The organism is Leptothoe spongobia TAU-MAC 1115 (genome assembly GCF_018739885.1).
In the GTDB taxonomy this organism is placed as follows: Bacteria; Cyanobacteriota; Cyanobacteriia; order Phormidesmidales; family Phormidesmidaceae; genus Leptothoe; species Leptothoe spongobia.
Window position 1 is genome coordinate 74,902 of the sequence record NZ_JADOES010000016.1, and the last position, 24,543, is coordinate 99,444.

At 48.7% G+C, this 24,543-nt stretch carries 19 protein-coding genes; 2 read left to right on the forward strand and 17 right to left on the reverse strand.

All coding sequences use genetic code 11. The features are described from left to right. Window positions 1-5 precede the first annotated feature (5 nt). From dxs to IXB50_RS10325, 7 genes are all read right to left on the reverse strand, one after another. Window positions 6-1,850, reverse strand: a complete 1,845-nt coding sequence (gene dxs, locus IXB50_RS10295; RefSeq protein WP_215608879.1) for a 1-deoxy-D-xylulose-5-phosphate synthase — start codon at window positions 1,848-1,850, stop codon at window positions 6-8. A 175-nt stretch (window positions 1,851-2,025) separates the two neighbouring features. Beyond that, window positions 2,026-2,631, reverse strand: coding sequence for a glutathione S-transferase family protein (locus IXB50_RS10300; RefSeq protein WP_215608880.1), 606 nt, complete (start codon window positions 2,629-2,631; stop codon window positions 2,026-2,028). Further along, entirely contained in the window at window positions 2,621-4,108 is a 1,488-nt protein-coding gene (locus tag IXB50_RS10305) for a 2-succinylbenzoate--CoA ligase (protein WP_215608881.1), read from the reverse strand. The genes IXB50_RS10300 and IXB50_RS10305 overlap by 11 nt, the downstream gene beginning before the upstream one ends. Window positions 4,109-4,134: 26 nt before the next feature. Further along, window positions 4,135-4,968 (reverse strand): 1,4-dihydroxy-2-naphthoyl-CoA synthase, encoded by an 834-nt coding sequence (gene menB, locus IXB50_RS10310; protein ID WP_215608882.1) that lies wholly within the window; start codon window positions 4,966-4,968, stop codon window positions 4,135-4,137. Between the two features lie 99 nt (window positions 4,969-5,067). Then, window positions 5,068-6,861, reverse strand: coding sequence for a 2-succinyl-5-enolpyruvyl-6-hydroxy-3-cyclohexene-1-carboxylic-acid synthase (menD, locus tag IXB50_RS10315; RefSeq protein WP_215608883.1), 1,794 nt, complete (start codon window positions 6,859-6,861; stop codon window positions 5,068-5,070). 10 nt (window positions 6,862-6,871) lie between these two features. Then, window positions 6,872-8,320, reverse strand: coding sequence for an isochorismate synthase (locus IXB50_RS10320; protein WP_215608884.1), 1,449 nt, complete (start codon window positions 8,318-8,320; stop codon window positions 6,872-6,874). Between the two features lie 7 nt (window positions 8,321-8,327). Next, a complete protein-coding gene (locus IXB50_RS10325; RefSeq protein ID WP_215608885.1) occupies window positions 8,328-9,143 on the reverse strand; it encodes a class I SAM-dependent methyltransferase in 816 nt (271 codons plus the stop codon). Between the two features lie 772 nt (window positions 9,144-9,915). Here IXB50_RS10325 and tnpA point away from each other — a divergent pair. After that, complete coding sequence (tnpA, locus tag IXB50_RS10330; RefSeq protein WP_215608886.1) at window positions 9,916-10,335, forward strand: IS200/IS605 family transposase; 420 nt, start codon at window positions 9,916-9,918, stop codon at window positions 10,333-10,335. Window positions 10,336-10,413: 78 nt separating this feature from the next. Here tnpA and IXB50_RS10335 read toward each other — a convergent pair whose 3' ends face one another. From IXB50_RS10335 to IXB50_RS10370, 9 genes are all read right to left on the reverse strand, one after another. Continuing rightward, the gene (locus tag IXB50_RS10335; protein WP_215608887.1) at window positions 10,414-11,907 is read right to left on the reverse strand and encodes a hypothetical protein; all 1,494 of its coding nucleotides are present in this window, start codon (window positions 11,905-11,907) and stop codon (window positions 10,414-10,416) included. Window positions 11,908-11,946: 39 nt separating this feature from the next. Next, entirely contained in the window at window positions 11,947-12,993 is a 1,047-nt protein-coding gene (locus IXB50_RS10340) for a Glu/Leu/Phe/Val dehydrogenase dimerization domain-containing protein (protein WP_215608888.1), read from the reverse strand. Window positions 12,994-13,040: 47 nt separating this feature from the next. Beyond that, complete coding sequence (locus tag IXB50_RS10345; protein ID WP_215608889.1) at window positions 13,041-14,225, reverse strand: GRAS family protein; 1,185 nt, start codon at window positions 14,223-14,225, stop codon at window positions 13,041-13,043. 99 nt (window positions 14,226-14,324) lie between these two features. Beyond that, on the reverse strand, window positions 14,325-16,307 hold the full coding sequence (locus tag IXB50_RS10350) for a WG repeat-containing protein (RefSeq protein WP_215608890.1): 1,983 nt from the start codon (window positions 16,305-16,307) through the stop codon (window positions 14,325-14,327). 349 nt (window positions 16,308-16,656) lie between these two features. Further along, a complete protein-coding gene (locus IXB50_RS10355; protein ID WP_215608891.1) occupies window positions 16,657-18,936 on the reverse strand; it encodes a tetratricopeptide repeat protein in 2,280 nt (759 codons plus the stop codon). Between the two features lie 503 nt (window positions 18,937-19,439). Continuing rightward, on the reverse strand, window positions 19,440-19,571 hold the full coding sequence (locus tag IXB50_RS22445) for a hypothetical protein (RefSeq protein ID WP_281413265.1): 132 nt from the start codon (window positions 19,569-19,571) through the stop codon (window positions 19,440-19,442). A gap of 111 nt (window positions 19,572-19,682) precedes the next feature. After that, a complete protein-coding gene (locus IXB50_RS10360; RefSeq protein WP_215608892.1) occupies window positions 19,683-19,820 on the reverse strand; it encodes a hypothetical protein in 138 nt (45 codons plus the stop codon). Between the two features lie 257 nt (window positions 19,821-20,077). Continuing rightward, window positions 20,078-21,523: an NHLP bacteriocin system secretion protein gene (locus IXB50_RS10365; protein WP_215608893.1), complete on the reverse strand. Its 1,446-nt coding sequence runs from the start codon at window positions 21,521-21,523 to the stop codon at window positions 20,078-20,080. A 108-nt stretch (window positions 21,524-21,631) separates the two neighbouring features. Then, window positions 21,632-23,872 carry an NHLP bacteriocin export ABC transporter permease/ATPase subunit gene (locus IXB50_RS10370; RefSeq protein WP_215608894.1) on the reverse strand — a complete coding sequence of 747 codons (2,241 nt, stop codon included), beginning with the start codon at window positions 23,870-23,872 and terminating at the stop codon, window positions 21,632-21,634. 37 nt (window positions 23,873-23,909) lie between these two features. Here IXB50_RS10370 and IXB50_RS10375 point away from each other — a divergent pair, with 37 nt between their 5' ends. Then, window positions 23,910-24,074, forward strand: a complete 165-nt coding sequence (locus IXB50_RS10375; RefSeq protein WP_215608895.1) for a hypothetical protein — start codon at window positions 23,910-23,912, stop codon at window positions 24,072-24,074. Window positions 24,075-24,170: 96 nt separating this feature from the next. Here IXB50_RS10375 and IXB50_RS10380 read toward each other — a convergent pair whose 3' ends face one another. After that, window positions 24,171-24,368 (reverse strand): hypothetical protein, encoded by a 198-nt coding sequence (locus IXB50_RS10380; RefSeq protein ID WP_215608896.1) that lies wholly within the window; start codon window positions 24,366-24,368, stop codon window positions 24,171-24,173. Window positions 24,369-24,543 lie beyond the last annotated feature (175 nt).

The following is a 24,543-nucleotide window of genomic DNA, read 5'->3' on the forward strand; positions in this document are numbered from 1 at the left end:
GTGAACTATGATCGAATAGTAGAGGGGGTTAATGTGGGGCTACTGTCATTGACCATGCTGAGAATTTGGTCTGCAATTTGGGGGGCGGTGAGACCCAAGCCAGCCTTTGCTTCATCTATTGTTCCATGGTCTACAAGCGTATCGGGGATACCCATACGGGTAACAGGAACAGTGATGTTGAGATCCAATAAGGCTTCGAGTACTGCTGATCCGAAGCCCCCCATGAGACAACCTTCCTCCAGGGTGACAACCCAGCCAATTTTTTGAGCCAGCGGTGCAATTAGGGCTATATCCAGTGGTTTTACGAAGCGCGCATTGATCACCGTGGCCTGAATGCCATGTTCGCTAAGCAATGCAGCGGCCTGCATGGCAGGATAGACCATCGAGCCATACCCCACTAGCATGACGTCATTACCGTGCTGTAACACCTCACCTTTGCCAATTTTTAGTGACTCCCACTCTGTTGTCATCAGAGGGGTACCATAGCCGGTGCCTCGGGGATAACGGACAGCAATGGGGCCAGCTGTATAATTTAGACCTGTCACTATCATGCGTTGGAGTTCTGCTTCATCCTTGGGGGCCATCAACACCATATTGGGGAAACAACGAAGATAGGCAATGTCGTAGATTCCCTGGTGGGTAGGCCCATCTGCTCCAACAATGCCAGCCCGATCGAGACAGAAAAATACGGGTAATTTTTGCAGACAGATGTCATGAAAAATCTGATCGTATGCCCGCTGTAAAAAGGTTGAGTAAATAGCCACCACTGGACGCATGCCTTCACAGGCTAGACCAGCGGCCAGGGTAACAGCATGTTGTTCTGCAATGCCAACATCAATATACTGTTTAGGTAGTTTCTCTTGCAGTTGATTGAGACCGGTGCCCGTTGCCATGGCAGCGGTGATGCCAATAATGTTGGGATTGGTCTCTGCTAGTTTGACCAGGGTGGTGGCAAACACTTTAGAATAAGATGGTGGCGCGGGCGTTTGGACAGAATTTTTCCGACCTGTGGTCAGATTAAAAGAAGCTTGGGCATGGTAGTTGATCGGGTCCTGTTCTGCGATCGCATATCCCTTGCCTTTGGTTGTCGCGACATGAACCAGCACAGGACCGTTCTGCCGGTGGGCTGCTTTGAAACTATCGATCAATTCTGTTAAATTGTGCCCATTAACCGGTCCCATGTAGGTAAACCCCAATTCCTCAAAGACAGCCCCTACCTTGGGAACCGTTAAACATTTAAGGTTTCTTAGAAACCGCATGGGTGGACTCAACCGCATTTTATTCAAATAGCGAGCAATGGCTCCCACATTGGGAGAGATTGACATCTCGTTATCATTCAGCACCACTAACAGGTTGGTATGGGGCAGATGGCCGACATGGTTAATGGCTTCGAGGGCCATACCTCCAGTCAGGGCACCATCACCAATAACAGCAACCACTTTGTGTTGTTCCCTCTTTAGATCGCGAGCCATTGCCATCCCCAATGCCGCTGAAATACTGGTGGATGCATGACCTGCGCCAAAATGATCAAACTGACTTTCCGATCGTTTCAGGTAACCTGCAATGCCAGCCTTCTGACGCAGGGTGTGAAAATGATGATATCGACCTGTAATTAATTTGTGGGCATAGGCCTGGTGACCCACATCCCAAATCACTTTGTCGCGGTTTAAATCCAGGGTTTGATAAAGGGCAAGGGTGAGCTCGACTACTCCCAGACCAGGTCCTAAATGTCCTCCCGTGGCAGCGACGGTTTGTAGGTGCTTTTGCCTGATCTGGTTAGCTATATGTTCAAGTTGTTGAATGGACAATCCATGCAGCTGGTTAGGATGGATAACGTTACTTAAGTCCATAGTGAAAACCTCTTTTAAGTATTTAGGAATGATGGATAAATAAAGTGCCCGTAGAAAGTGCCCGTAGGCAATGGGCAGGGGCAGCAGCAGAAAGTATTGGAAACGTTGAGTTTCCGGGGGTAAACGGGTTTGGTTGGGTGGCAATGGGATCGCGACCTCACCTACCTATCTGGGGTTAATGTGAGATCGCAACATAATTGGGTTGAGATTTGACTCGATTTAACCAACCATTGATGGCGGGATAATTGCTTAAATCAAAATCTCCTTCATCGGCGACATGGGTATAGGCATACAGGCTAATATCTGCAATGGTGTAATGTTCGCCGACAAAAAAGGTCCTTGTTTGCAGATGCTGCTCCATGACATCCAGTGCGGCATAGCCTGCTGTTTGTTTCATGGCTAGACTGGCTTGATGGTCCGGAGGGTTGCCTAGAAAGCGAACAATGTAGCGTGCGATCGCAACATTGGGTGTATGACTATATTGCTCAAAAAACATCCATTGCAGCACTTGCGCCTGTTGATACAAATCTGTCGGCAGAAAATTCGTACCCTGGCTGAGATAATACAAAATTGCATTAGATTCTGGTAAAGTCTGACCCGGTTGAATTTCCAGGAGAGGCAGTTTCCCCGCCGGATTTTTAGCTAAATACTCGGGAGTATGCTGTTCTCCTGTGAGTAGGTCAACGCTGACCCACTCAAACGGTATTGCTAGCTGATGCAACAACAATTGCACCTTATAACAATTCCCTGACTGGGGATATCCATAGAGTTTATAGACCATGATCTTGTTTCCATTGATTCACAACGCCCTGGAGAGTTTGTTGGTTAAGTTTGCCCTGGGCATTTCTAGGCAGGCTCGCAACGGGAACCCACAGCTTGGGGCACTTAAAGCGAGCAATGGTGTCCTGTAGGACTGTACAAATCTCTTCGGCTACTAGAGCCGGAGCATGGGGCACATAGATCGCTGTAACACATTGTCCCCAGTAGGGATCCGGCATGCCCAGGACCGCCACATCGGTTACCAGACCAGTGGCTCGAATGGCTGACTCAACTTCGGCTGGGAATACATTTTCACCACCGGTAATAATTTTGTTACTGAGGCGGCCTACCAGGGTGAGATAGCCTTGATCATCCAGGTATCCCGCATCATCAGTTTTGAAAACATTGGGTGAGGTGGGACTCCCCGTGGACGGTTGTTTACTCCAATGCCCATCCCACCCGTGGGGATAGTAGCCTAAGGCTAAGGAGTCCGCCATAATCTGAACCTGTCCCAGGGTCCCGGCAGCGACAGGCTGTCCCTGATCATTCGCAATGGTTACCTGGGCATGGGGCAGCACCTGTCCGACACTTTGGTTGCCTGCTAAAAAATTCGTTGGTTTCAGAGTGGTAATTTGGGCCGCAGTTTCTGTTGAGCCATAGCAAGGGGCCAGAGGCAGGCGTTTGGCCCGAGCCTGGGCGAGTAATTGTGGCCAACTGGGGGCACCGCCCAGAAAAATAGTTTTGCATTGGCTTAACCATTGGGCCAGGGCGGGCTGGGTCAGCAATGCTTGCAACTGAGTAGGTACCAGGGAAATACACCAATCCGATGGGTCAATCGGTAATGCCTGTCCTGTTTTGAGGGCCTTAAACGTCATGACCTGTAGCCTGCCTCCAGAGAGGAAAGAACGCATAAACTGCATGAAGCCACTAACGTGATAAAGGGGTAAAACACACAGGGAATTAACGATGGCTATTTGGAAATAGTGTTGTAGCCCATGGGCCGCTGCGGCCAGGGTTTCCCAGCGATGCATAACAAACCGAATGGTGCCTGAGGAGCCCCCCGTTGGAATCATGATCAGGTTTTTATCGTGGCTTGAGGGGGTTGAGGATGGCGGTGTTGCCCCCAGACCAACGTTTTGGCCAGCAATTGGTTGCTTAAAAGCAATTGGTTGCTTAAAAGCAATTGGTTGCTTAAAATAAACACAATTTCCCCAGATCTGGTCTGGCTGGGCAATGGCCAGGGCCTGTTGCCATTCCACCATTCCCCATTGAGAATTGCCGAGAAATACCTGAGGATAAGTGGCCTGGGCCGCCAGGAATCCAGCCAGAAAGCGCATAGGGTCGGGTTCTGCCAACAGAATGGATTGCCCCTGGGTGGTCTGCTTAGCTGTGGCAAACTCTTGGGCAAGCGTCTCAGTCTGGGCCAGAAATGCCTGGGCATCCTGTCCCACGAGCCAGTTATCCTGAGTACGTTGTTTCAATAGCTCTAATACGTTCACCGATTGATACCTGAGAGATGTATACCTTAAGGAAGCCAGGGATAATCACCAAAATCAGGGGCACGCTTTTCTAAGAAGGCATCCTTACCCTCTTTGCCCTCTGCAGTCATGTAGTACAACAGGGTGGCATTGCCTGCTAATTCTTGAATTCCGGCTTGACCGTCACAATCTGCATTAAAAGCGGATTTGAGACAGCGAATGGCCAGGGGACTCTTGGTTAAAATCTCCTTTGCCCATTGAATGCCTGCTGCCTCTAGCTGCTCCACGGGAACAACCTGGTTCACCAGACCCATGTCCAAGGCTTCGCTACTGTTGTACTGGCGACACAGGTACCAAATCTCTCGGGCTTTCTTGTGGCCCACAATGCGGGCCAGGTAACTGGCTCCAAAGCCGCCATCAAAGCTGCCGACCTTGGGACCCGTTTGGCCAAAAATAGCATTGTCTGCTGCGATGGTCAGATCGCAAACCACATGGAGGACATGGCCGCCCCCAATGGCATAGCCAGCCACCAGGGCGATCACCACTTTGGGCATTGACCGAATGAGTCGTTGCAGGTCCAAAACGTTTAATCGGGGTACTCCATCGTCTCCCACATAGCCCCCGTGCCCCCGCACACTGACGTCACCGCCAGCACAAAAGGCATATTTACCATCGCTATGGGGTCCCTGTCCCGTCAATAGGACGACGCCAATGGCGTTATCTTCGCGAGCATCGATAAAGGCATCGTAGAGTTCAAAAACTGTTTGGGGTCGAAATGCATTGCGTTTGTGGGGACGATTAATGGTGATTTTGGCAATACCCTCAGCTTTATGATACAGAATGTCTTCGTAGGATTTGATCGGTTGCCAGGAGAGAGTCATAGGGGTCGAAGTAGTTATGGGTGTGGTTATAGATGTAATCATGGGTGTTCTTCTTTTGGATGATACTTATTGGGCTTTTTTGTTGGTTGAACCTGAAATTTAGACGGGAATAGTAGCAGGTTGTAGTTCCTTTACAATTTGCTGCTGCAAGGTTTGATGTAGAGCCAGATTCTTATGGCGATCGGTGACTACCTCGATAACGGCAGAACATTGATGGTCCAGAGCGGTTGTGTAGACCTGGGTGAAGTCTGCTAGCGTCTGGGGACAATAATAGTCAAGAGTAAACATCTGGCTGGCGGTCTTGAAGGTGAGATCATGGGGGACACCAAAATAGGGTTCAAAGACATCGTCACACTGGGCCACGGGCAAAAAGGAGAATATGCCACCACCGTCGTTGTTAATGACAATAACAATCACGGGCTGGGCCAGGGACTTCAGGACTGCCAGGGAATTTAGGTCGTGTAGTAGAGATAGGTCTCCCACTAATAGGGTGACGGGGGTTTGTTGTCCCATGGCGAATCCGGCGGCGGCGGCGATCGCACCTTCAATCCCACTGGTACCGCGATCGCAACCCACTATCTTGATATTGCCTTCAGGCGCGCCGTACATATCCATATCGCGGATTGGCATACTGTTGGCTAAATAAAGACCATGGCCAGGGGGCAGTTGACGGGATACCAAGCGGGCAATGGCCGGTTCATTGATGGCGGACTGGGATAGGAGCACCTGATCCACTATCGAGTGAATATGTTGAGATGCGTTCACCAGTTCCGTTACCCAGGTTTCAACACCACGGGCATGGAGTTGAGGTAATAAAGGCTCCATCAGATGACCCAGGTCGGCTTCTAGGCGCAGGGATACTGTGTGGGCGGGATCATGGCGCTCAGGATTGTTGGCAATCACAATGTGTTGTTGCGGTGGATGGTGGGTTAACCATTGCAGAAAGCGCTTGGAAATCAGCCGTCCCCCAATCTGTAGCACTGTCTCTACGGACCATTGTTGATAGTTCTCCAACAACCACAGCTGATCAAAATAGGGAACAATAGTTGGCAATGTGCTATTTAGCCGTAGACCTGATTGAATATCGGCAAATACTGGCCAGTTTAATTGTTTAGCCAGGGTCAACACTGCCTGTTGCTCGGCTTTATGGGCCAGTTGTCCCACCACCAGTAGCCCCCGCTGGGTCTGATTTAGGGTCTCGGCCAGGTGGGTAATATCTGGGGCCAGGGGGACTGTGACCGATTGTCCATAGTGACTGTAAGCCGTGGATCGGGCTTGCCAATTCTGTAAGGGCGCTAAATAGTCTCTCTCAAACATTCCATCCATGTCAGCTATGGATGTTTGATCTGTGGGAGCTAAGGGTTCTCGAAATTGGCAGTTGAGATGCACAGGTCCGCCGGGAGCACGGCGGGCGCGATAGACCACCTGGTCAACGGTGGTTAAGGGCATCTGGGGCGCTATTTGGAAATCCGGACAGGGCAACTCAAACTCCCACTGCACATGACGTCCGTACAGGTGCCGTTGCTGAATGGTTTGATTGGCTCCGGTTTGGTGCAGCTCCGGGGGACGGTCGGCGGACAGAATAATCAGGGGAACGGCATCTGTCGCCGCCTCAATCACCGCCGGGTAATAGTTAGCGGCAGCAGTACCTGACGTACACACGAGCACCGCTGGCTGGCCTGTCGCTCGGGCATAGCCCAAGGCATGGAAGGCCGCCGCCCGTTCATCAAAGCATACGGTTGTTTGTGTTTGGGCATGGCGTGCGATCGCAAGCGTCAGGGGGGTGGAACGAGACCCCGGTGAGATCACGAAATAAATAACATTATTTCTAACCAGTTCTTCAATCAGTAGAGAACCCCAAAGACTATTGATGGTGTTAGTATTACTGGCCATGACGGTAAGCTTAAACAATTTTAGATTCAATTTTAGAGTCGATTGGTAATGGTCTACGCTTGTTTTGTCCAGGGTTCAATACCGTGGTAAACGCACGTATCTTATTTTCAATCTCTTGCCATTCATCTCTAGGTTTAGAGCCTGGTACAATACCTGCCCCGGCAAACAGGGAAAGCTGATCGTTGACGACTAACCCTGAGCGAATGGCCACCGCAAATTCAGTGTTATCATGGCCAACCCAGCCCACAGGGGCCGCATACCAACCTCGTTCAAACGGTTCCAGTTGCTCAATGGCTTCTCGTGCCGGTTGTTTGGGATACCCACCGACAGCGGGGGTAGGATGTAGTGACGATAAGATTTTCCCATCATCGACCCCATCGACCAAAATACCATTACACGCCGTGTGTAAATGTTGTACCTGGCTTAATTTCAAAAGTGCGGGGGCTTGATCTAGACCCACCAACTTACAGAGCTGGGAGAGCGACTCTCGCAGGCTATGGACCACAAATTGATGTTCCCGATTATCTTTCTCGGAGGTTAGCAGGTCCTGTCCCAGACTCTGATCGTCAGCCAGGAACTGTCCCCGTGGGCGGGTGCCGGCAATTGCTTCAGTTTGCAATAAGCAGCCTAGTCGATGATAAAGACGTTCGGGCGAGGCCCCTATAAACGCCTTACCTGCCTGAGGTTGAAAGCAAAAGCGAAATAGACGAGTATGGCCTTGCTGTATGGCCATCAATAACGACAACGGCTCAACCTTTTGAGAAAATAGGAAATCAGAACGGCGTGCCAGGACAATTTTTGCCAGAATGTCTTTTTGCAGAGTGTTTAATGCCTTTTTCAGCATCGTTTGCCAGCCCCATTGGCTAGGGAAATCTTGACGGTTGATCACCTTGGGCAGCCTTAGGGATGGTTTCTCTGGCGTAAAGGAAAGCTGATTTAGCTGGTTTAAGAGAGCAGCCAGTTGCTGTGGGTAAGGCAAATCCTCAGATAGTAGAAAATTACAGGCCAGATAAGTTTTTCCTGCGGCAGCGTACACTTCAAACTGAGGTACCACAAAACGATAGGTGCCAAATTCTTGCCATTGCTGTGCCAGCGAAGATCCTGGCTGAAAGCTAAAGCCACCATAGTAACGAACCGAGGCGTTTGCCGGTAATCGCTGCTGCATATGGGAGAACACTGTCGAGAAATCGGGGGTGGATTGGCTATGCAATATATCGGTTGCCCCTACACCTGCCATATCGAATCGACCCTCTCGATCAGACCAATAAGTTTTGATTTCAGCAGTTTGTTGTGACAACCAACCTAGGGGATCTAACCGATCGATGTCCACCTGAATACGGATGATTTTAGCTTTAGCGGCAGGTGGCAGCTGATGAATTTCATGATCAAAGAAGAATTCTAGTTTATGCCGCAATCGCTGGCGTGGCGGCATCTGTACAACACTTGAGATACTGACCATTTTTCGTTTACCTTCCTTCGGATTTTTCTGGTTTGCGGATAGCAATGAGTCGGCCTGCGGCACCTCCTGTATAGGTATTTGTTTGAGTGACCTCGGCATTAAAACTATTGAGTAGACAGGCAAAGTCATTAATCTTCAGTTGGTTAATGATGCTTTCTGCCAGGTAGCGATAGGGGGTAACATCTTCGATAAAAGGGCGTAATAGTTCAGGCATTACGCGGCGCATCCAGAGGGTATAGAGTTGTTGCCACCAGCGAGGAGATTGGGGATAGAAGTGATCCAGGATGAGTAGGTGTCCACCGGGGCATAGGACTCGCAGCATTTCGGTGAGGGCTTGTTCTCGGTCTGGAAAATTGCGAAAGGTGAATGTGGTGATCACCCAGTCATAGCTGGCATCGGGACAATCCAGGCCACAGACGTCACCTTCGAAGTAGGTGCCTTGGGGGTCCAGTCGGCGAGCTTCAGCCAGCATTCCTGGAGAGAGGTCCATGCCCTCGATGTGGGCGGCTGGATATTTCCGGCTCAGGTAACGGGTGGATTCTCCTGTACCACAGCCGATATCGAGCATTCTGTCGCCTGGTTGTGGGGTTAAATCGCTCAGAGCCTGACGGTACCAGAGGCTGGTGTGACCGAGAAAGACGATGGTTCTGAGAAAGTCGTAGCGAGTGGAGATATTATCGAATAGGGTACGGATATAATGGCGTTTACTGTTGCCTGTGAGTTGGATAACTTGCCTCGGTTCAAGGGAAGATTGATGGGGAGCCATAGTTGTTTCAGCAAGATTACTGTTTTCTACGTTATGAAGAAAGTTATGGGTTGTCATTACAGTAAATGTCTGGTGTTTTAGAGAGATAACATTAGCGTAGGGTGCTGTTAATAACGCACCGAATCAAAGGTCTCTGGCTTCACGAATTGTCGTTACAGGAAATGTCTGGTATTTTAGGAGGATTGCCAGACAATGTCAGCATTAGCGTAGGGTGCTGTTAGTAACGCACCGAATTAAAGGTTTCTGGCTTTATGAATTGCCGTTACAGAAAACGTCTAGTGTTTTAAGAGGGATATTAGGTAATGTCAGACTGAATCAAAAACTCAGATCTTGCACCTGGCGAGGAAGCGTCAACCCGCCTTGGACTCAAAGTCGCAAGGCTAACTGGATCAAAACCCACTAAAAGAGGTTCGTAACTTATAGTCGATCCCAAATAGCATGAGTGGTTTTGTCGCTTTAGCAGACAGCACCAATTAGCGCTGGGTTTTGAACCTGGCGTGGGTTTAAGCCTCATAACCAACATTAGTGCAAGATCTGAAAATCAAAACCCACTAAAGGGGTTGAAGATCGCTGAAAGCTCATATTCAGAGCCTTTCAGCTAACTTGTCCCTTTAGTGGACAGCCCTCAATTAGCGCTGGGTTTTGAACCCGGCGTGGGTTTGAGCCTCACAACTGACTTAGCACAAGTCTGATTAAAAGCAATAAGTTCACTACATAACTGAGGGAAGCCACTGGTTTGACCAGTGAGACTAGAAAAGCTTTGAGCGTTCCAGCAGTAAAGTAACTCCCACGGTGGCTTGAATCAGCCGAACCGTAGGAGGAAAAGACAATGACGGAATTGTATCAAAGCTTGTCTCATTCAAAGTGGGACTGCACCTACCATGTTGTGTTTGTGCCGAAATATCGGCGGAAGGTGATGTTTGGAGAAATTCGTAAGTTTCTTGGGCCAATATTTCATGAATTGGCCCGCCAGAAAGAGTGTCGGATCGTTGAGGGGCATCTGATGCCGGATCATGTGCATATGTGTATTGAGATCCCACCAAAGTACTCTGTCGCGTCGGTGATCGGGTTTCTTAAAGGCAAGAGTGCCATCGCGATAGCAAGGCAATTCAAAGGAAAAGCGCGCAATTTCAGTGGAGAAGCGTTTTGGGCAAGGGGGTATGCGGTCTCGACAGTGGGGTTTGAGTTAGAGGTTGTGAAACGTTATATCCGAGACCAGGATATTGCGGATAAGAGCGGTCAATTCTAACCCATCAAGCCGGAGTAACGTCTGGCAGGGATAGAGCACTCCCGGCAAGGACACCCGCCTTTGAGGCGGTCCTATTCATCAAGCCACCGGCTTTGCCGGGGGTGTGCTGACTCTATTAAACCAGGCGTTCCCCAAGCGTTCCCTAATGACGGATAAGATTGTCTCATTATGATTTGCACCACAATTGGAAATGTTAGTACATTCATCTTCTGGCTGATATCGGATTCCAGCTGAGATCGCATTCAAGTTTTTCTCACTAAGCTCAACGGTTTTGTCTGATTGCGCCTGAGAAACAGCTTCAGTATTACTCATCGTTTCATTATGATTATGACCACATTCCCAAGGCAGACAACCTCCATCGCCTCGTGTTCCGCCTGCGATCGCAGCCAAATCCTTTTCAGAGAGATCAACAACTTTGTCTAAGTTAGTTTGAGTAGCAACTACAGTATTGACTAATGTTTCATTATGGTTCTGACCACATTCCCAAGGCATACAGTTGCCGTCGTCGCTTCGAGTTCCGCCCGCGATTATAGCCAACTCTTTTTCAGAAAGATCAACGATTTTTTGTGATTCAGGTTGAGACGCATCTGTTACAGTTTCATTGTGGTTTGAGCCACACATCCAAGGAAGGCAACTACCGTCATCTTGCATTCCGCCTGTGATCGTGGGCAAGTCTTTTTCGGACAGGCAAACGGTGGTTGATGATTCAGGTTGAGACACATCCGCATTCATTACGATTTCATTGTGATTGCCACCACAGGCCCACCGAGGGCACTCACTACCACCCTGAGTACCGGCTGAGATCATCTCTAGATTATTCTCGCTAATTTCAAAAGGCTTCTGGGGCTTGAAGTAAGTAACAGGTACCACCGTTTCATTAGCCAGTAAGGAACTGTATTCTGTATTCTGTATTCTGTGTTCTACCCTTGGGAGAACGTCCTGCTTTGAGTTGATCCCCCTCATCACTTCATTATGATTATGACCACATTCCCAAGGCATAAAGTTTTCATCACTTTGTGAACCTGCTGAGATACTAGTCAGTTCTTCTGTAGAAAGTTCAACCCTTTTGTCTGATTTGGCATTGAAAACAGCTTCAGTATTACTCATCGTTTCATTATGATTATGACCACAGTCCCAGGGGTTACAGCCACCTCCGTCGCCTCGTGTTCCTCCCGCAATCTTAGCTAAATCTTTTGCAGAGAGGTCAACAACTTTATCTAATTTAGTTTGAGTGGCGACTACAGTATCGGTCATCGTTTCATTGTGATTTTGGCCGCAGTCCCAAGGTAGACAGCCTCCGTCGCCTTGTGTTCCGCCTGAGATCGCAGCCAAATCTTTTTCAGAGAGATCAACGATTGTTTGTGATTCAGGTTGAGCCGTATTCGTTACGATTTCATTATGATTTAAGCCACACATCCAAGGAGGGCACCCACCGTCGTCTTGTATTCCACCTATGATCGCTTCCAAATCCTCTTTACTCGTTTCAATAACCTTTGACATTGGCAGTTGAAAGGCTGCTTGAGAATGTGGTTTTAAGGTTTTTGTGGATTCGTATTTTTTGTAAGCTAACATTTTTCTCCGTAGAAGTTGTTCCTGTAAATTGACAATGTTCTAGGCCGTACGATGCTGATTTTGTATTCGTCGAGTACTGGCTACTTGTTGGGCTGCCTCAACAGTGGAGATATTGGTATCTCTAGCACAATTGAAAATCTCTAATAATGTGTCATAAATACCATGAATATGATTATTGACCCTAGCTGTTTGATACCCAATTAATTCATGGTAGACATTGATCAGTCCACCCGCATTAATGACAAAATCAGGGCAATAAAGAATTTCTTGCTGCTTAAGTAATGCTGCATCTCGATCTGTATTTGCTAGCTGGTTGTTTGCACAACCGGCAATAATCGGGGCTTTGATGCTTGGTAATGTAGATTGATTAATTACACCACCTAATGCACAAGGTGAAAAGACATCAACGTCTAGTGCTGTTATTTGGCTGGCGGGAACAACGGTCGCTTGATAGCGCTGTTGTATCCAGGCCGTTTTTTGGCTATCTAAATCACTCACAAAAAGCTGAGCGCCCTGTTCTGATAGATAATGACAGAGGGCCTGGCCCACATTGCCTAAGCCTTGCACTGCGACTTTTAAGCCTTTAAGCGTTGGTGACTGCCACCGAAATTCCACTGCTGCTGTGATGCCCAGTAGAACACCTTGAGCGGTTGCGATCGCAGGCCCTCCTCCTTTTTCGTGTACCCCGACCACATGATTCGTGATCTGATTCATGGTACGCACATCTTGAGCACTCAGGTTAACGTCTTGCCCAGTGACAAATCGACCACCCAGGCTATCGACAAAGCGAGCGTAGGCTTTGAGTAAGGCGTCTGTTTTGGCTTCAGGATGGGTAATAATGACACCCTTAGCCCCCCCGACCGGAATATTGGCACAAGTGGCCTTATCGGTCATGCTTCGACTCAGACGCAAAACGTCTTGCAGGGCATTGGCTTCATCGGTATAGGGCCAGAGACGCGTAGCCCCCATAGCTCGCCCAGGTGTGGTGTCGTGTAAGGCGATGATGGCTTTGAGCCCTGTGGCGCTATCGTGACAGTACAAAACCTGTTCGTGATCTGAACTTTGAATTGTTTGAAAAAGTTCCATGCTTGTGAGTCCTTGATGCAAATGACAGTTAACAATTGCTGAGCTTGTTAAGCGTGGGCACAAATCAGTGAAACCAGTGGCACACCGTTATAGTCAAAGTTGAGGTAGTGATCAGCATGCGTTTGAATAGTGAATATGGACGAGTTGAACAGGTCATCAATGTAGGGGAGTTTCAATGTGTAACCGCTCTGTTTCAGTCGATTAACCCAGGATTGAGCGGTTTCGTGACGTTCAATGCGGGCCGTGTTATCAGCTTTGAGAACATCGACCACTTCGCGACCAAAGAAACAAGTTTTTAAACCAGCTTTGCTTTGCTGATCGATTGCCAGGGCATCGATCATTTTAAAGACATTACTGTAATGACGCCAGCAGTTTTGAAACCGAATGCGGAAGTCTGACTCCAGGTGATCGGTATTGGGCTCCGCCAATACAATGAGTGTTGGATTGAGCTGATGCAATCGCTGTAGCATCACTGTTCGTACATCTTGTCCGGCTTGATCGCGAATATGATGCAAGGCAAACGAAGCGTTGATAATTGGACTATCACATCGATCTCTCAGGTGTTGCCAATCTTGATTATCGAGATTTTCAATACCGTTGCAAAATTCGGTAAAGGTGACCTCTAGCTCTAGCTGCTGGGCGGCTGTTGCGATCGCTTGTTTAGCCAAAGATAAACTTTCTTCTGAGGGTTCTATACCGATAATGTGAATCCGTTGGAGTCTTCTAGCCCGATTGGCTAGCTGGTGAAGCAGTGCAACCATTTGCCTCCCGGTACCAATGCCAATGTCAACCAGGGTGATCTCATCACGTCCATCGCAGGCATCGATGAGTAAGCCTATTGCCAGTTGGCTGATCAATGAGACTAAAGGTACTTGGTTCGCTAGCAGATTAAATAGTTGAATTTGAGGAATTTCATAGGGTTTTAGATAAAGGTTGGCTTTGTCGGCCACCTCATCGGAGAGATGCTCTGCCAGAGCACGGGCAAAAATTAAGTGAGTGATCGCATCGGAGTCAGTGGAGCTATTGATAGTATCCAACAGTTGGTTTAACTGCTGTTGTGCTGTTTGCATTCTTTGTTGCGCAATCAAATCCACAATGTTGAAAAGTTGGGCCTGGTTACAACTTGCTTGAGTATGGCTAGTAATGGGTGTGGGTTCAATCAGAGAATTCTCTAACAGCATCCCCAAACGAACACCGGTAGTCAGTGTTTGTTTCTTACGATTAGGGTCCATCAGTGTACCTCTTTCAATTTGTTTTATGTTTTCTAGTTCAATGGGGATAATAAATATCGTTCTAGATATTTCAACCTATCAGACCTATTATTTTTAGGGTCACAGCAATCCCCACTTGCCCCCTTTAAATCGACAGCGATTCTGAGGAGAGTCACCCCCAGTCTCTCTACACACCAGTTTGCTGCCCAGATTGACTTGAATAAATCCATCAGAGCGAGTTCTTATCTGGCTGAACTGAGCCGGAATAACAGATTTGCCTGTGTTATCAATATAGCCAAACCAGCCATCAACCTCCATCACAGCCAGGCCATTGACAAACGATGGTAGTGGTGTGTTGCGACCTGTCTTGGGTCGAGGAAACTGGGAATAAAAAGCTATATCTCCATTTTTATCAATATAGTATTCCTTGTCACCAGCCCGCACAGCCGCCAGGCCTTCTGAAAAAGGGAGTGCCCAATCAAACTGGGGGGCAATCACTGGGTTCCCAGCGCTGTCAATATAGCCATATTTTCCAGCTTGAAAAACAAGGGCCCGGTTTTCCGAGAAATCACATGTGGACGATAACCGTTTATATCTGTCATAGACGACATCGTACTGGGCCGGGATAACAAGATTGTAGTCACGATCGATGAAGCCCTGTTTGTCACCGATTCTGACGGCAGCTAATTCCTCAGAAAATGGACGAATATCATTAAATTCTAGTGAGAATTCTCCGTCTCGATTCAGGTAACCACATTGGCCATCCACACAGGCGCGAGCCCGTCCGTCCGCAAATGCTTCTACCCGTTCGAAAAGCGTTGAGTTAATCACCTGACCAGAGCGATCAATGCAAAGCCTCCTGCCGCCTAGAGGGGTAGTAGATTTGGTGTAAACCCAGGCTCGACCTTCTGAAAATGGATCAGCCCCCTCAAACTGAGGTTGGATGACGACAGTTCCCTTTTGGTCGATGTAGCCATATTTGGCATTGTCTGCCTGAAAGTAGGCCAGGCCTTCATGAAAGTAGCTAACCCTTCTTGTCAAGCGAATCACCATTTCCCCTGCGGTATTGATAAACCCATATTCAAAGATGCCATCGACACGTCGTTCCACTCTAGCCAGCCCATCCTCAAACGAGTCAGCTCGCCTGAATTGGGGCTCAATAATAAATTCGCCATTGCGATTGATATAGCCGTACTTTTCCCTGGGAGAATCAGGCGTTTTGATGGCGACAACCGCTCTCCCTGATTGAAATGGTTTTGCATCAATAAATTGTGGCTGAATCACCATCTCACCTGTTTTGTCGATATAGCCAATCTTGTCTCTGACTTTTACAGTGGCTAAGCCTTCAGAAAAAGATGTGTGTGGGACGGTGTCTAGAGAGATTTGTAAGGTGCCCTCAAGATCAATGAACCCAGATTTGTCGCTAGAGAAAACCCTGGCCAGACCTTCACTGAAGGTATCAATGCTCGAAAACTCTGGTGAGACTGTTATATGGCTATCGGCATCACTTGCTAAGGGGGGGGCAGGCACAATATAAGTATCCGGTACTGAATAAATCCTCAGCGCGCGGCACAGTAGAGTTGTGAGTTCACCACGGGTAATGGTTTGGTTAGGCCGTAGTTGTCGCACCTGGGGGTAGTTAATGATTAAGCGCTGCTGGGTTGCAGCTGCGATCGCATCCACCGCATAATCAGGAATCTCTGAGACATCATCAAAATATTGCGTTAATAGAGTATCTCCCTGCTCTGGCACCGGGTAGCGTAACCCACTAGCCATTGCGGCAATTACCTGTACCCTGGGCATGGGAGCATCCGGCTTAAATAACTGCTCCGGATAACCCACTAAAAATCCTCTTTGATAGGCAAACTGAATCGCTCCAAATGCCCAATGCTCATCTGGGACATCTTTAAAGCGCATAAAATCGCGAACATTATCCAGATAAGGAAAGATCCTGTTGATCAGGGCCGAAAATTCCGCACGACTTATTGTTCGTTCTGGCCGAAAGCTACCATCGGGATAGCCCTCAACCAGGTTACGTTGGCTGAGCTGGTTGATAGAGGGTTGGGTCCAATGATTTTGGATGTCTGGGAAGTTAGCTGACATGAACAGTTCTCTCTTAAACGTATTATGCTGAATAGGTAGTGACCAGGGTGATGTTGCTATGGGACAGGCTGCTATGCTGTTTCTCTATTTGATTAAAAATGAACTCACTGTAATCTGCGAGATTGTCGAGACCAACCAGATTAAGCACAATCTCAATTGCCAGCCAAATCAAGAGTTTTATAAAAAATGTTTCTAAGTTTATCGACATAGACCTGACCCGCTGTTGTCAATTGCTTTATGCTTAACAATAAAGCTGATGCTGGCAGCTGTCGTTACAGTAAACGTCAGGTCTTTTGACGGTGATAATTGTCTGTTTTTATGTATAGTCTGATAATGTCAGGGGTAGATCTTACTCTGCCGCAGGGACATAACATTGAATCCGCTGGACTAGTGACTCACGGCTAGCGCTCTCTTCAATTGTCTCAGCCACGTCAATCGCTTGGTCAATGTAGCCTGCTCGGGCATAGTCAAGGGCGATAGTTGTCAAAAAGTCACTTCGCAGTGAAAATGTCGTCCATTTTGGCATTTGAGTAGGATCAGACGGGTTGTCAATCGTCTGGGCAGTGTCAAAGGCTAGGGCCAGGGTTTCCAGCAAGCGGGTGCGCTGCCCGGTGCGATTAAAATGTTCGGCCAGCCTATAGATGGCATCAGTTTTCTCCTCTGGAGACGGTATGGCTTGGATAACGTCAGAGGCTACGGCGTAGCGTTTAGCGGGAATGGCCCAACTCAATACTTGTTGCAAATGTCCTAAACGCTTTGGTGTATCAATTGCTTGCACCACCTCAAGGGCTACTTCGTATTGCCCTGCTGTCAGATATTGTATAACCATCCCGCTCAATAACTGGTCCACCATATGTATGCTGTCCGGATCGCTCCCATGCTCTAGAGACGCATCGGTTTGTAGCTGTTGCAATGCTTGTTGGCGCAGATCTGTTGCCTGTTCGGTAAGACCCAGCTGAACAGACTGAATAGACAGCTCCGTCAAGGCTTGAATGTGGGCTCCAGATATGGCAAATGAGGTGCTATGGAATAGGTCCATGGCTTGCTCCAATACGTCCATGGCGGCATCGGTTTGGTCTGCCTCAACATAGGCATTAACCATGGCGGTCAAGGTGCTGATACGGCTACTAGGGTCTGTGATCATGGCAGCTGTATGTAACCCACGGGGAGAGTCACCTGCCTGAATATAGGCTACGGCAATGCGATGTAAGCCAAGATCTTTATCACTGGTCTGATAGGTAGGTATGGCTGCGATCGCACGAAAAGCCACCCCATAGTCGCCTGCTGCAACAGCTTCCTCAATAAAAACATTCAACCGGCTACTGAGCTCATGGGAGTGACCGTGAAATCCTAGGATTGCCTGCAAGGCCAGTCCATAGCGTTGTGCCTTGATATAGTTGTTATAGACCCTGGCTTGCAGGGCATAGTAGTCTTCGGTGTCTAGCGCCTGGACGGTGGCAATTACCTGAGAAAGCACCTGCGCAGCATTTGCAGGCCTCCCAATCTCAACATATTGGGAGGCGATACCGGCCAGTGCTGTAACCTGGGCGTTACTATCCACAATGGTTGATGCAACTGTAAGCGCTGCATCGGGTTGACCGGCCCTGGCATAGGCCAGACTAGTCTGCGCCAGAGCCGAGTCGCGACTCGGCTCATTAGACTCTGTTTGGGCAACGGCAATGGCACGATTGAACAATCTCTCTGCCTGCTCGATTTGATTAGCCTGGGCATAGGCACCTGCCACCGTGGCCAGCATTTTGGCCTGAGAAGTTGGGTGCTCAATGGTCTCTGCCATCTGGAGCGCGAGGCCAGACTGACCGATTTGTAGATAATGTTCTACCAGAATTGAGAGCGCAGTCCCCTGGAATAACACATCTGGAATCTGTTGCGCTGCGTCAAAGGCGCGATCAAGGGCATTCGCCTCAACATAGCCGGTCACAATTGGCACGATCTGAGCCGATGGATTAACGCCGACTACTGAGTTGTCAGAGGGGATTACCTCGGCTGCCTGAAGTGCCTGGGAAAGAACAATGAGTGCCTGATCGCGCTCTTGAAGCATCAGATATTCTTGAGCTATGCGGGGCAACAACAGAGTTTTATATGTGGGTGCGACTAAACCGGTGTTAGCTTTGGATTGGGCCTGATGCAGTATGGCCAAAGCTTGTTCAGGGTGTTGTAATTGGCGGTGGGCTTTGGCAATTTCTGTTAATTCTGCAGCTTGTAAGGCAGCGGCATTTTCCGTTAGAGAATGGGTTACCTGGAGAACCTGAGCAAGTAAATTGTTTACTTTATCTGTCTGTCCATCGGCCATGGCCTGGGTAACAATGGCTGGCAATAGGGGGCGCTTGAACTCTCCCCGGATGATCTCCCCCGCTAAAATATCGCCATAGATGCGTTCAGCGAATATCTGAGCTTTTAGATAATCATCTTCGATAGCGTCTATGGCAAGTAGCAGTTGGCTGAAGGTTTGAATGGACTGTTCGATTCGGTTAGAGCGTCGGGCATAATCAGCCTGTTCCTCAAGATTATAAATCACCCTTTGTAGGTTGAAATTTTGTTCTGCCCTACAGTCAAGCACATGTTCAGAACTGGTGTGGATAGTCTCCTGTGACAGGGTTATCGTACTCAAAGGTCCCAGGAGTAAAAGCAGGCTGAGGGAGCTGGTCAACCGTCGAGATAGTTGAATTAATTGTTTGTTTATAGACCTGTTGATACGGTTAGTTTTAAACATAGATAGGATACTTTTGATTTCGGACGGGTTGAACAGTATGATCTTGCTGTTTGTTATAGTTGGGACAGATGCGATCTCATCGTTAACCCGTAGGTTGGGTTGACATTTCCCTTGCCACTCCACCAAACCCTTTTGCTCTCGAAAACCCAACGTTGACAAAGCCTCTCGCCATCTCAAAAATACCACCCTCAATGGATAACACCATTGGCGACGGGATCGTTTTATGGGCGAAAAATGTTGAAACGTTGGGTTAATGGGAGATTTCGCAGGGAGTGAAAGATATTGGAGGAGGGGTAACCCAACCTACGAGGTTTCATAATTGGTAGGAATAGCGATCGCATCTAATTCAAATGATTGTATCGGATGCGATCGCATAACTTCAGAAGAGATATCGTAGTGGGTTAATCAGTAATAGGCTCATCATCTTCTTTGCCTCGACCACCAGAGATAAGAGCTAGGTCCTCATCAGAGAGTTTTTGGATAGACTCTGTAGGGAGCGTAGTCTGAAACTGTACAGGATTTGTGTTTTTCATGAGTATGTTTTCTTGTGTAATAAACAACTTGGTTTCGAGAATAATGATCGCACCCAGACTAACAGTTGCTTGACTGCGATCGCACTACTTCAACAGAGATATCGTAATGAATTAACCTTCACCTATAGGTTCATCATCTTCTTTGCCTCGGCCACCAGCGATCAGAGCCAGGTCCTCATCAGAGAGTTTTTGGATAGGCTCTGTAGGGAGCGTAGTCTGTTGAGATTGTTTGGTTTGTAGATTTTTCATGGGAGTTATGTCTAATGTAATCAACAATGGGCTAACGATTCGTTAGCTGAGATCAGCAAAAATGTTGTTCTTGCCATCTCATATCACTACTGTAAGCAGCCTGATCTCGATTGTCATTACAGAAAAAGTCTGGTATTTTGTAAAAGCTGTTGGAGAATGTCAGTGGGCAAAATGTTGGATTGTTGAGTTGATGGGAGATTTCGTAGAGAGTGAAAGGTATTGGAGAAGAATTAACCTAACCTACGAGAATCCAAACCTTATCCCCCAACCCACTCCCGCAAAATCGGCATCAAAAACGTAATCGGAGCCCGTTCCTCCACCGTCACCCGTGCCGTCAACGTCGTTCCCAACGTCAACGATTCCTCAGGCCCTAGAGAAGACGACCAACCATAGCCACTCGATGTCTCCCCATCCGTTTCCAGCTCCACCGTCACCGCCAGATGCCCACTCCCTGACGCCATTAGCGTATCCACCATCTCCGGATTACCCACCGTTGCAACTGCCCCCTCACGAGACACCGGCAATGGCGACACCGCTGTTACCACACCCCGAATACTGCCAAACCTTTCACGCTTCACCGTATCCGGCGTTACCATAATCTCCATCCCCGGTTGAATCCGTTTCCCCTGGGCCACCGCAAAATAAATCACCCCAGTGTCTGGTAATGTCTGGTCTGGATCCATCGCCTGCAACCGCCCCAGGGCCATCCCTGGGGTCACTACCTGTCCAGCTGTGGCCGTGGTCTCCACAATACAGCCCGCCTGGGGACTCCTAATTTCACTATTTTCAGTCACCTGTCGCTGCAGCTGAGCAATCTGTTGTTCTCCTGCCTGGATCTCTTGTTCATACTGTTGCACTACTGTCAGATTATCCTGTTCCAGCTGTTTTTCCTGGGTCTCCAGAGCCTGTAAATTTGCCTGCACCTGGGAAATCTGATTCAGATTATCTAAATGCTGTTGCCGGGCCTCCACCATTTGTAAGTCTAATTGCTGTAGCTGAGCCCTCAGATCCCCCAACCGATGTAGATTTTGCCGATGATCTTGCTCCGCCTGTAACACCATATCCGGTGCCACCGCTCCGGCCTTAGCTAAGGCCTGACGACTCTGGAGCCGCTGTTCTAAAACTGGTGTGAGTTCCTGGGTATCCTGTAGCTGCTGTTGTAAATTAGCCCGCTGTTGCTCCAGTGCCAAAATGCCCTGATGGTTTAGTACTGGCGTTAACGATTCTACATTACTTAGCTGTTGCGTCAGCCCCAAACGCTGGGTTGCCATTTCTGCCCGAGCCAACCCTGTTCTCTGGGTGCGCACCAGCTCGGCCTGATAAAACTGCTGTTGCAACTGGGTATGTTTCTTCTGTTGTTGCTCCAGCTGCTGATTCAGGCCCGTTGGGTTAATGGTGGCCAGCAACTCTCCTTTAGTTACACATTGTCCTGCCGTAATTGGCAAAGACTCTAGCTGCCCTGAAATGGGAGACTGCAGGGGGACCACCTGATGAGGGTCCAGTAAAATCCCCTGACCGTTCACCGTCATCGGCATTTTACCCAACAGACTCCAGGCTGCTCCCGCGCCTAGTAGTAGCGTCATCATGCCCAGCGGAAGCCAGTCTTTGGGTTTGACTAGCTGAATCGCCTGATCTAGTTTTTCAGGAGACTGTAGGCGCTCTAGAGATTGTTTGCGGAAGAGGTGGGTGTTTTGTTCAAGCATGGAAGTGTGGGGGAGTAGGGGTGTGGATGGGTGAGAGGGTGGATGGGTGAGAGGGTGGGTGAGGTTTAGAGCGTTTCATCCTTTCGCCTTCCGCCTTCCGCCTTTGCTTCAGGTGAGTTGTCGACTCATAAGGACCTGAAACAATCCTGGCTGCTGCGATAATTCTTCAAAACTGCCCTGCTGTATAATCTGGCCTTTGTCTAACACATAAATACGATCAGCATGGCGGATAGTGCTGAGGCGATGCGCGATCGCAACCCGAGTAATTTTCAACTGTTCTAAATTTTGGCGTACTGTTGCCTGGGTACAATTGTCTAGAGCGCTGGTAGCTTCGTCTAGTAACAAAATTTTAGGTTGCAAAATCAAGGCACGGGCAATCAGTAGCCGCTGTCGCTGTCCGCCTGAGAGATTGGCTCCTGCGGCGGAAACGTGGGTATGTAGCCCCATGGGCATGGCCTCAATATCCTCTGCTAGACCTGCTAGTCGAGCTGCCTGCCAAACATCTTGACGGGTTGCTAGAGAGCCCGCTGCAATATTGTCAAAAATAGACCCGCTATTAATATGGCCGTTTTGTAGCACCACGCCTAACTGTCGTCGCACGGCGGCTACATCCAGGCCAGATAGGGCTTGGTGGTCGTAAAAGACACCGCCCGACTCGGGCCATTCAAACCCCAGCATCAGGCGCAGTAGTGTGGACTTTCCACTGCCGGAGGGACCGACAATGGCAATAAATTCTCCTGGTTTTGCTTCCAGGGTGATTCGGTCTAAGATTAGTGGACCATCGGCACAATAGCGAAAGGTCACACGGTCTAAAAATAAATGCCCGGTCAGTTCACCAGGGTGGGCTTTAGTGTTATTCACCTCAGGTTCAGCCTGCAAAATCGGTTGGGTGCGCTCCCACAGAATACCGGCCTCCAACAGTTGTAACAGGGCTTCACTTAAGTCGGTGGTGCCGCCAATAAACATGCCAAAGGCGGTATTAAAGGCTAGAAATGCTCCTGTAGAGAGGGTATTGGTGGCACCCACTTCTGTTGTCTGTAGGCTAGCCACGGCGATAAAAAATAAGATTAAACTCAGGCTGGGTAAGGTCTGATTAAAGACTCGCAAATAATCTTCTAAACGTTGACTATCGAGGGTGAGTTTTAGCCGTTGTCGATATTGGCTAGCCCAGTAGGCAAAGGCCCGATGTTCCGCCCCGGCTACCCGAATTTTGGCAATGCCTTCCATAATTTGAACCATGGTGCCAAATAGGTCTCCTTCGAGCTGTTTTAAGGCTCGAAATTTGTGACTAATGGGTAAGCGAATCAGGTTTGTAATCACAAACGAGATCAGGGCTAATGCCATGGCTAATAAGGCCAGTCGGGCGTTATAGACAAACAGGATGCCGCCATTTAGCAGGGCAAAGAGACCGGTTAAAAAAGTGGATAGGGTGGCCCCTCCTAATCGATGACGAATTTGGCTGATGGCTAACACCCGATTCTTTAAATCACCGCTGGTATAGTTCCGAAAAAAAGCGGGCTGTAGCTTTAATAGTCGGTCCCATAGGGCAGACTGGGTGGCTGTATCCAGACTATTCTGAAACCGCAGTAGGGCAACTCTTTGCACGCGCTGAAAGACGACAATACCAAGGCTGGCCAGGAGGAGACCAGCACCCAGCTGAAAAAGCAGGTTGCGATCGCTATTGGGAATAGCCTGGTCGATTAATAGACCGGTGGCTACTGGAGTCAACACTCCCAGCAATGCCATAATTAGACCGCTGCCTGCAATGGTGAGGAGCGCAGATTGTTGTCCCCGCAGGGCAAATTTCAACACATCCCAACCGCGCATTACTCGATCTGGAAAGGACCGGTACAAGATATAGGCGATGGGATCAATTTGTTGGGCCTGAGTGGCTGTCAAGGGGATGTGTCTTTGCAGCTGTGGATCGAATATCTGATAACGGCCAGGGCGGATGGGTAACAAGGCCACGGGGTGTTGGTCCATGCTACCCAGCAGTGGTCCTAAATCAGCCTGCCACCAGCCAGGCTCTAACTGGACCTGACGAATATGGATCCGAGAGGCAGTTGCGATCGCGGCTGGCGATGCTATCTGGACTTTAGGTGGATGAATGTCGATGCCCAATGCGTGGCCCACGGCTCCTGCTGCTGCCAGCCAGGGATTATCTACACTGGGTAGTGCAAACCTGACACTGGTATCTGGCTTGACTAGAACCGAGGCGAGATCATTGAGGGCCTGGGTTTGGATATTAAGGTCATAGGGGTCGGTGGAGGGGGGGGCGCATTGAGAGCCCGCAGAATACTGTGGTTTGGGAGACTGTTCTGAAACAGGTAACTGGCACGACTGGGGCATCAGCATACTCAATCCTTCTTCCATCGGCTACAGTTTGATGTTACGGAAGAAGGATGAGGCTCATCCTTCTCCCATCAGCTATAGTTTGATGCTACGGAAGAAGGATGAGGCTGTCGTTACAGCAAATGTCAGCTCTTTGAGTAATGCTGATGTCAGCAAATGTCAGGTGGGTTCAGACAGTGGTGGTATAACTCACCTGTAAATCTCGCTGATTGCGAACAGAGCTGATGTCAGTATGTTCATCACTGTTGGTCATACAGGCTTACATGTTTAGATGGGTTAGACAAAGTCGTTTTTTTCAACTAATCACGCTGATCGAAGCCAGCCAGCCATATAAGATTCTTTCTGCTACGGCACCCGTCCCGGCAAATGCTTCGAAGAATCCAGTGAATGTATGGGTCACATCTTGCCCAGGTGCAGGGCGGTTAGGGGTCGTGAATAAGTAACCGGTATAGATTTGGAGGGTAGAAGGATCGTCAGGTGCAATAATTCTCATAAAGGTAATTTGGCTCTCCTGTAATTCCCGTAGTTGTTACTAGATATAGTGTTTAGGGTGCTGGGAACCACTCATAGCCATTGATATCGAGAGAGAATCGTTGAAAGATGTGGTCTACATTAAAGATGCCATAGCATCGCCGTTTTAGAACTTTGACTCGGTTATTGAACCCTTC

What these genes read in the sequence shown, in the direction of transcription:
- IXB50_RS10360 (WP_215608892.1), bottom strand. Translation starts at nt 19,820, where the DNA reads ATGAAAAATCTACAAACCAAACAATCTCAACAGACTACGCTCCCTACA.
- IXB50_RS10340 (WP_215608888.1), bottom strand. Translation starts at nt 12,993, where the DNA reads ATGGAACTTTTTCAAACAATTCAAAGTTCAGATCACGAACAGGTTTTG.
- IXB50_RS10350 (WP_215608890.1), bottom strand. Translation starts at nt 16,307, where the DNA reads ATGTCAGCTAACTTCCCAGACATCCAAAATCATTGGACCCAACCCTCT.
- IXB50_RS10325 (WP_215608885.1), bottom strand. Translation starts at nt 9,143, where the DNA reads ATGACAACCCATAACTTTCTTCATAACGTAGAAAACAGTAATCTTGCT.
- IXB50_RS10320 (WP_215608884.1), bottom strand. Translation starts at nt 8,320, where the DNA reads ATGGTCAGTATCTCAAGTGTTGTACAGATGCCGCCACGCCAGCGATTG.
- dxs (WP_215608879.1), bottom strand. Translation starts at nt 1,850, where the DNA reads ATGGACTTAAGTAACGTTATCCATCCTAACCAGCTGCATGGATTGTCC.
- IXB50_RS10345 (WP_215608889.1), bottom strand. Translation starts at nt 14,225, where the DNA reads ATGGACCCTAATCGTAAGAAACAAACACTGACTACCGGTGTTCGTTTG.
- IXB50_RS10365 (WP_215608893.1), bottom strand. Translation starts at nt 21,523, where the DNA reads ATGCTTGAACAAAACACCCACCTCTTCCGCAAACAATCTCTAGAGCGC.
- tnpA (WP_215608886.1), top strand. Translation starts at nt 9,916, where the DNA reads ATGACGGAATTGTATCAAAGCTTGTCTCATTCAAAGTGGGACTGCACC.
- IXB50_RS10370 (WP_215608894.1), bottom strand. Translation starts at nt 23,872, where the DNA reads ATGCCCCAGTCGTGCCAGTTACCTGTTTCAGAACAGTCTCCCAAACCA.
- IXB50_RS10300 (WP_215608880.1), bottom strand. Translation starts at nt 2,631, where the DNA reads ATGGTCTATAAACTCTATGGATATCCCCAGTCAGGGAATTGTTATAAG.
- menB (WP_215608882.1), bottom strand. Translation starts at nt 4,968, where the DNA reads ATGACTCTCTCCTGGCAACCGATCAAATCCTACGAAGACATTCTGTAT.
- IXB50_RS22445 (WP_281413265.1), bottom strand. Translation starts at nt 19,571, where the DNA reads ATGAAAAACACAAATCCTGTACAGTTTCAGACTACGCTCCCTACAGAG.
- menD (WP_215608883.1), bottom strand. Translation starts at nt 6,861, where the DNA reads ATGGCCAGTAATACTAACACCATCAATAGTCTTTGGGGTTCTCTACTG.
- IXB50_RS10380 (WP_215608896.1), bottom strand. Translation starts at nt 24,368, where the DNA reads ATGAGAATTATTGCACCTGACGATCCTTCTACCCTCCAAATCTATACC.
- IXB50_RS10335 (WP_215608887.1), bottom strand. Translation starts at nt 11,907, where the DNA reads ATGTTAGCTTACAAAAAATACGAATCCACAAAAACCTTAAAACCACAT.
- IXB50_RS10375 (WP_215608895.1), top strand. Translation starts at nt 23,910, where the DNA reads ATGTTACGGAAGAAGGATGAGGCTCATCCTTCTCCCATCAGCTATAGT.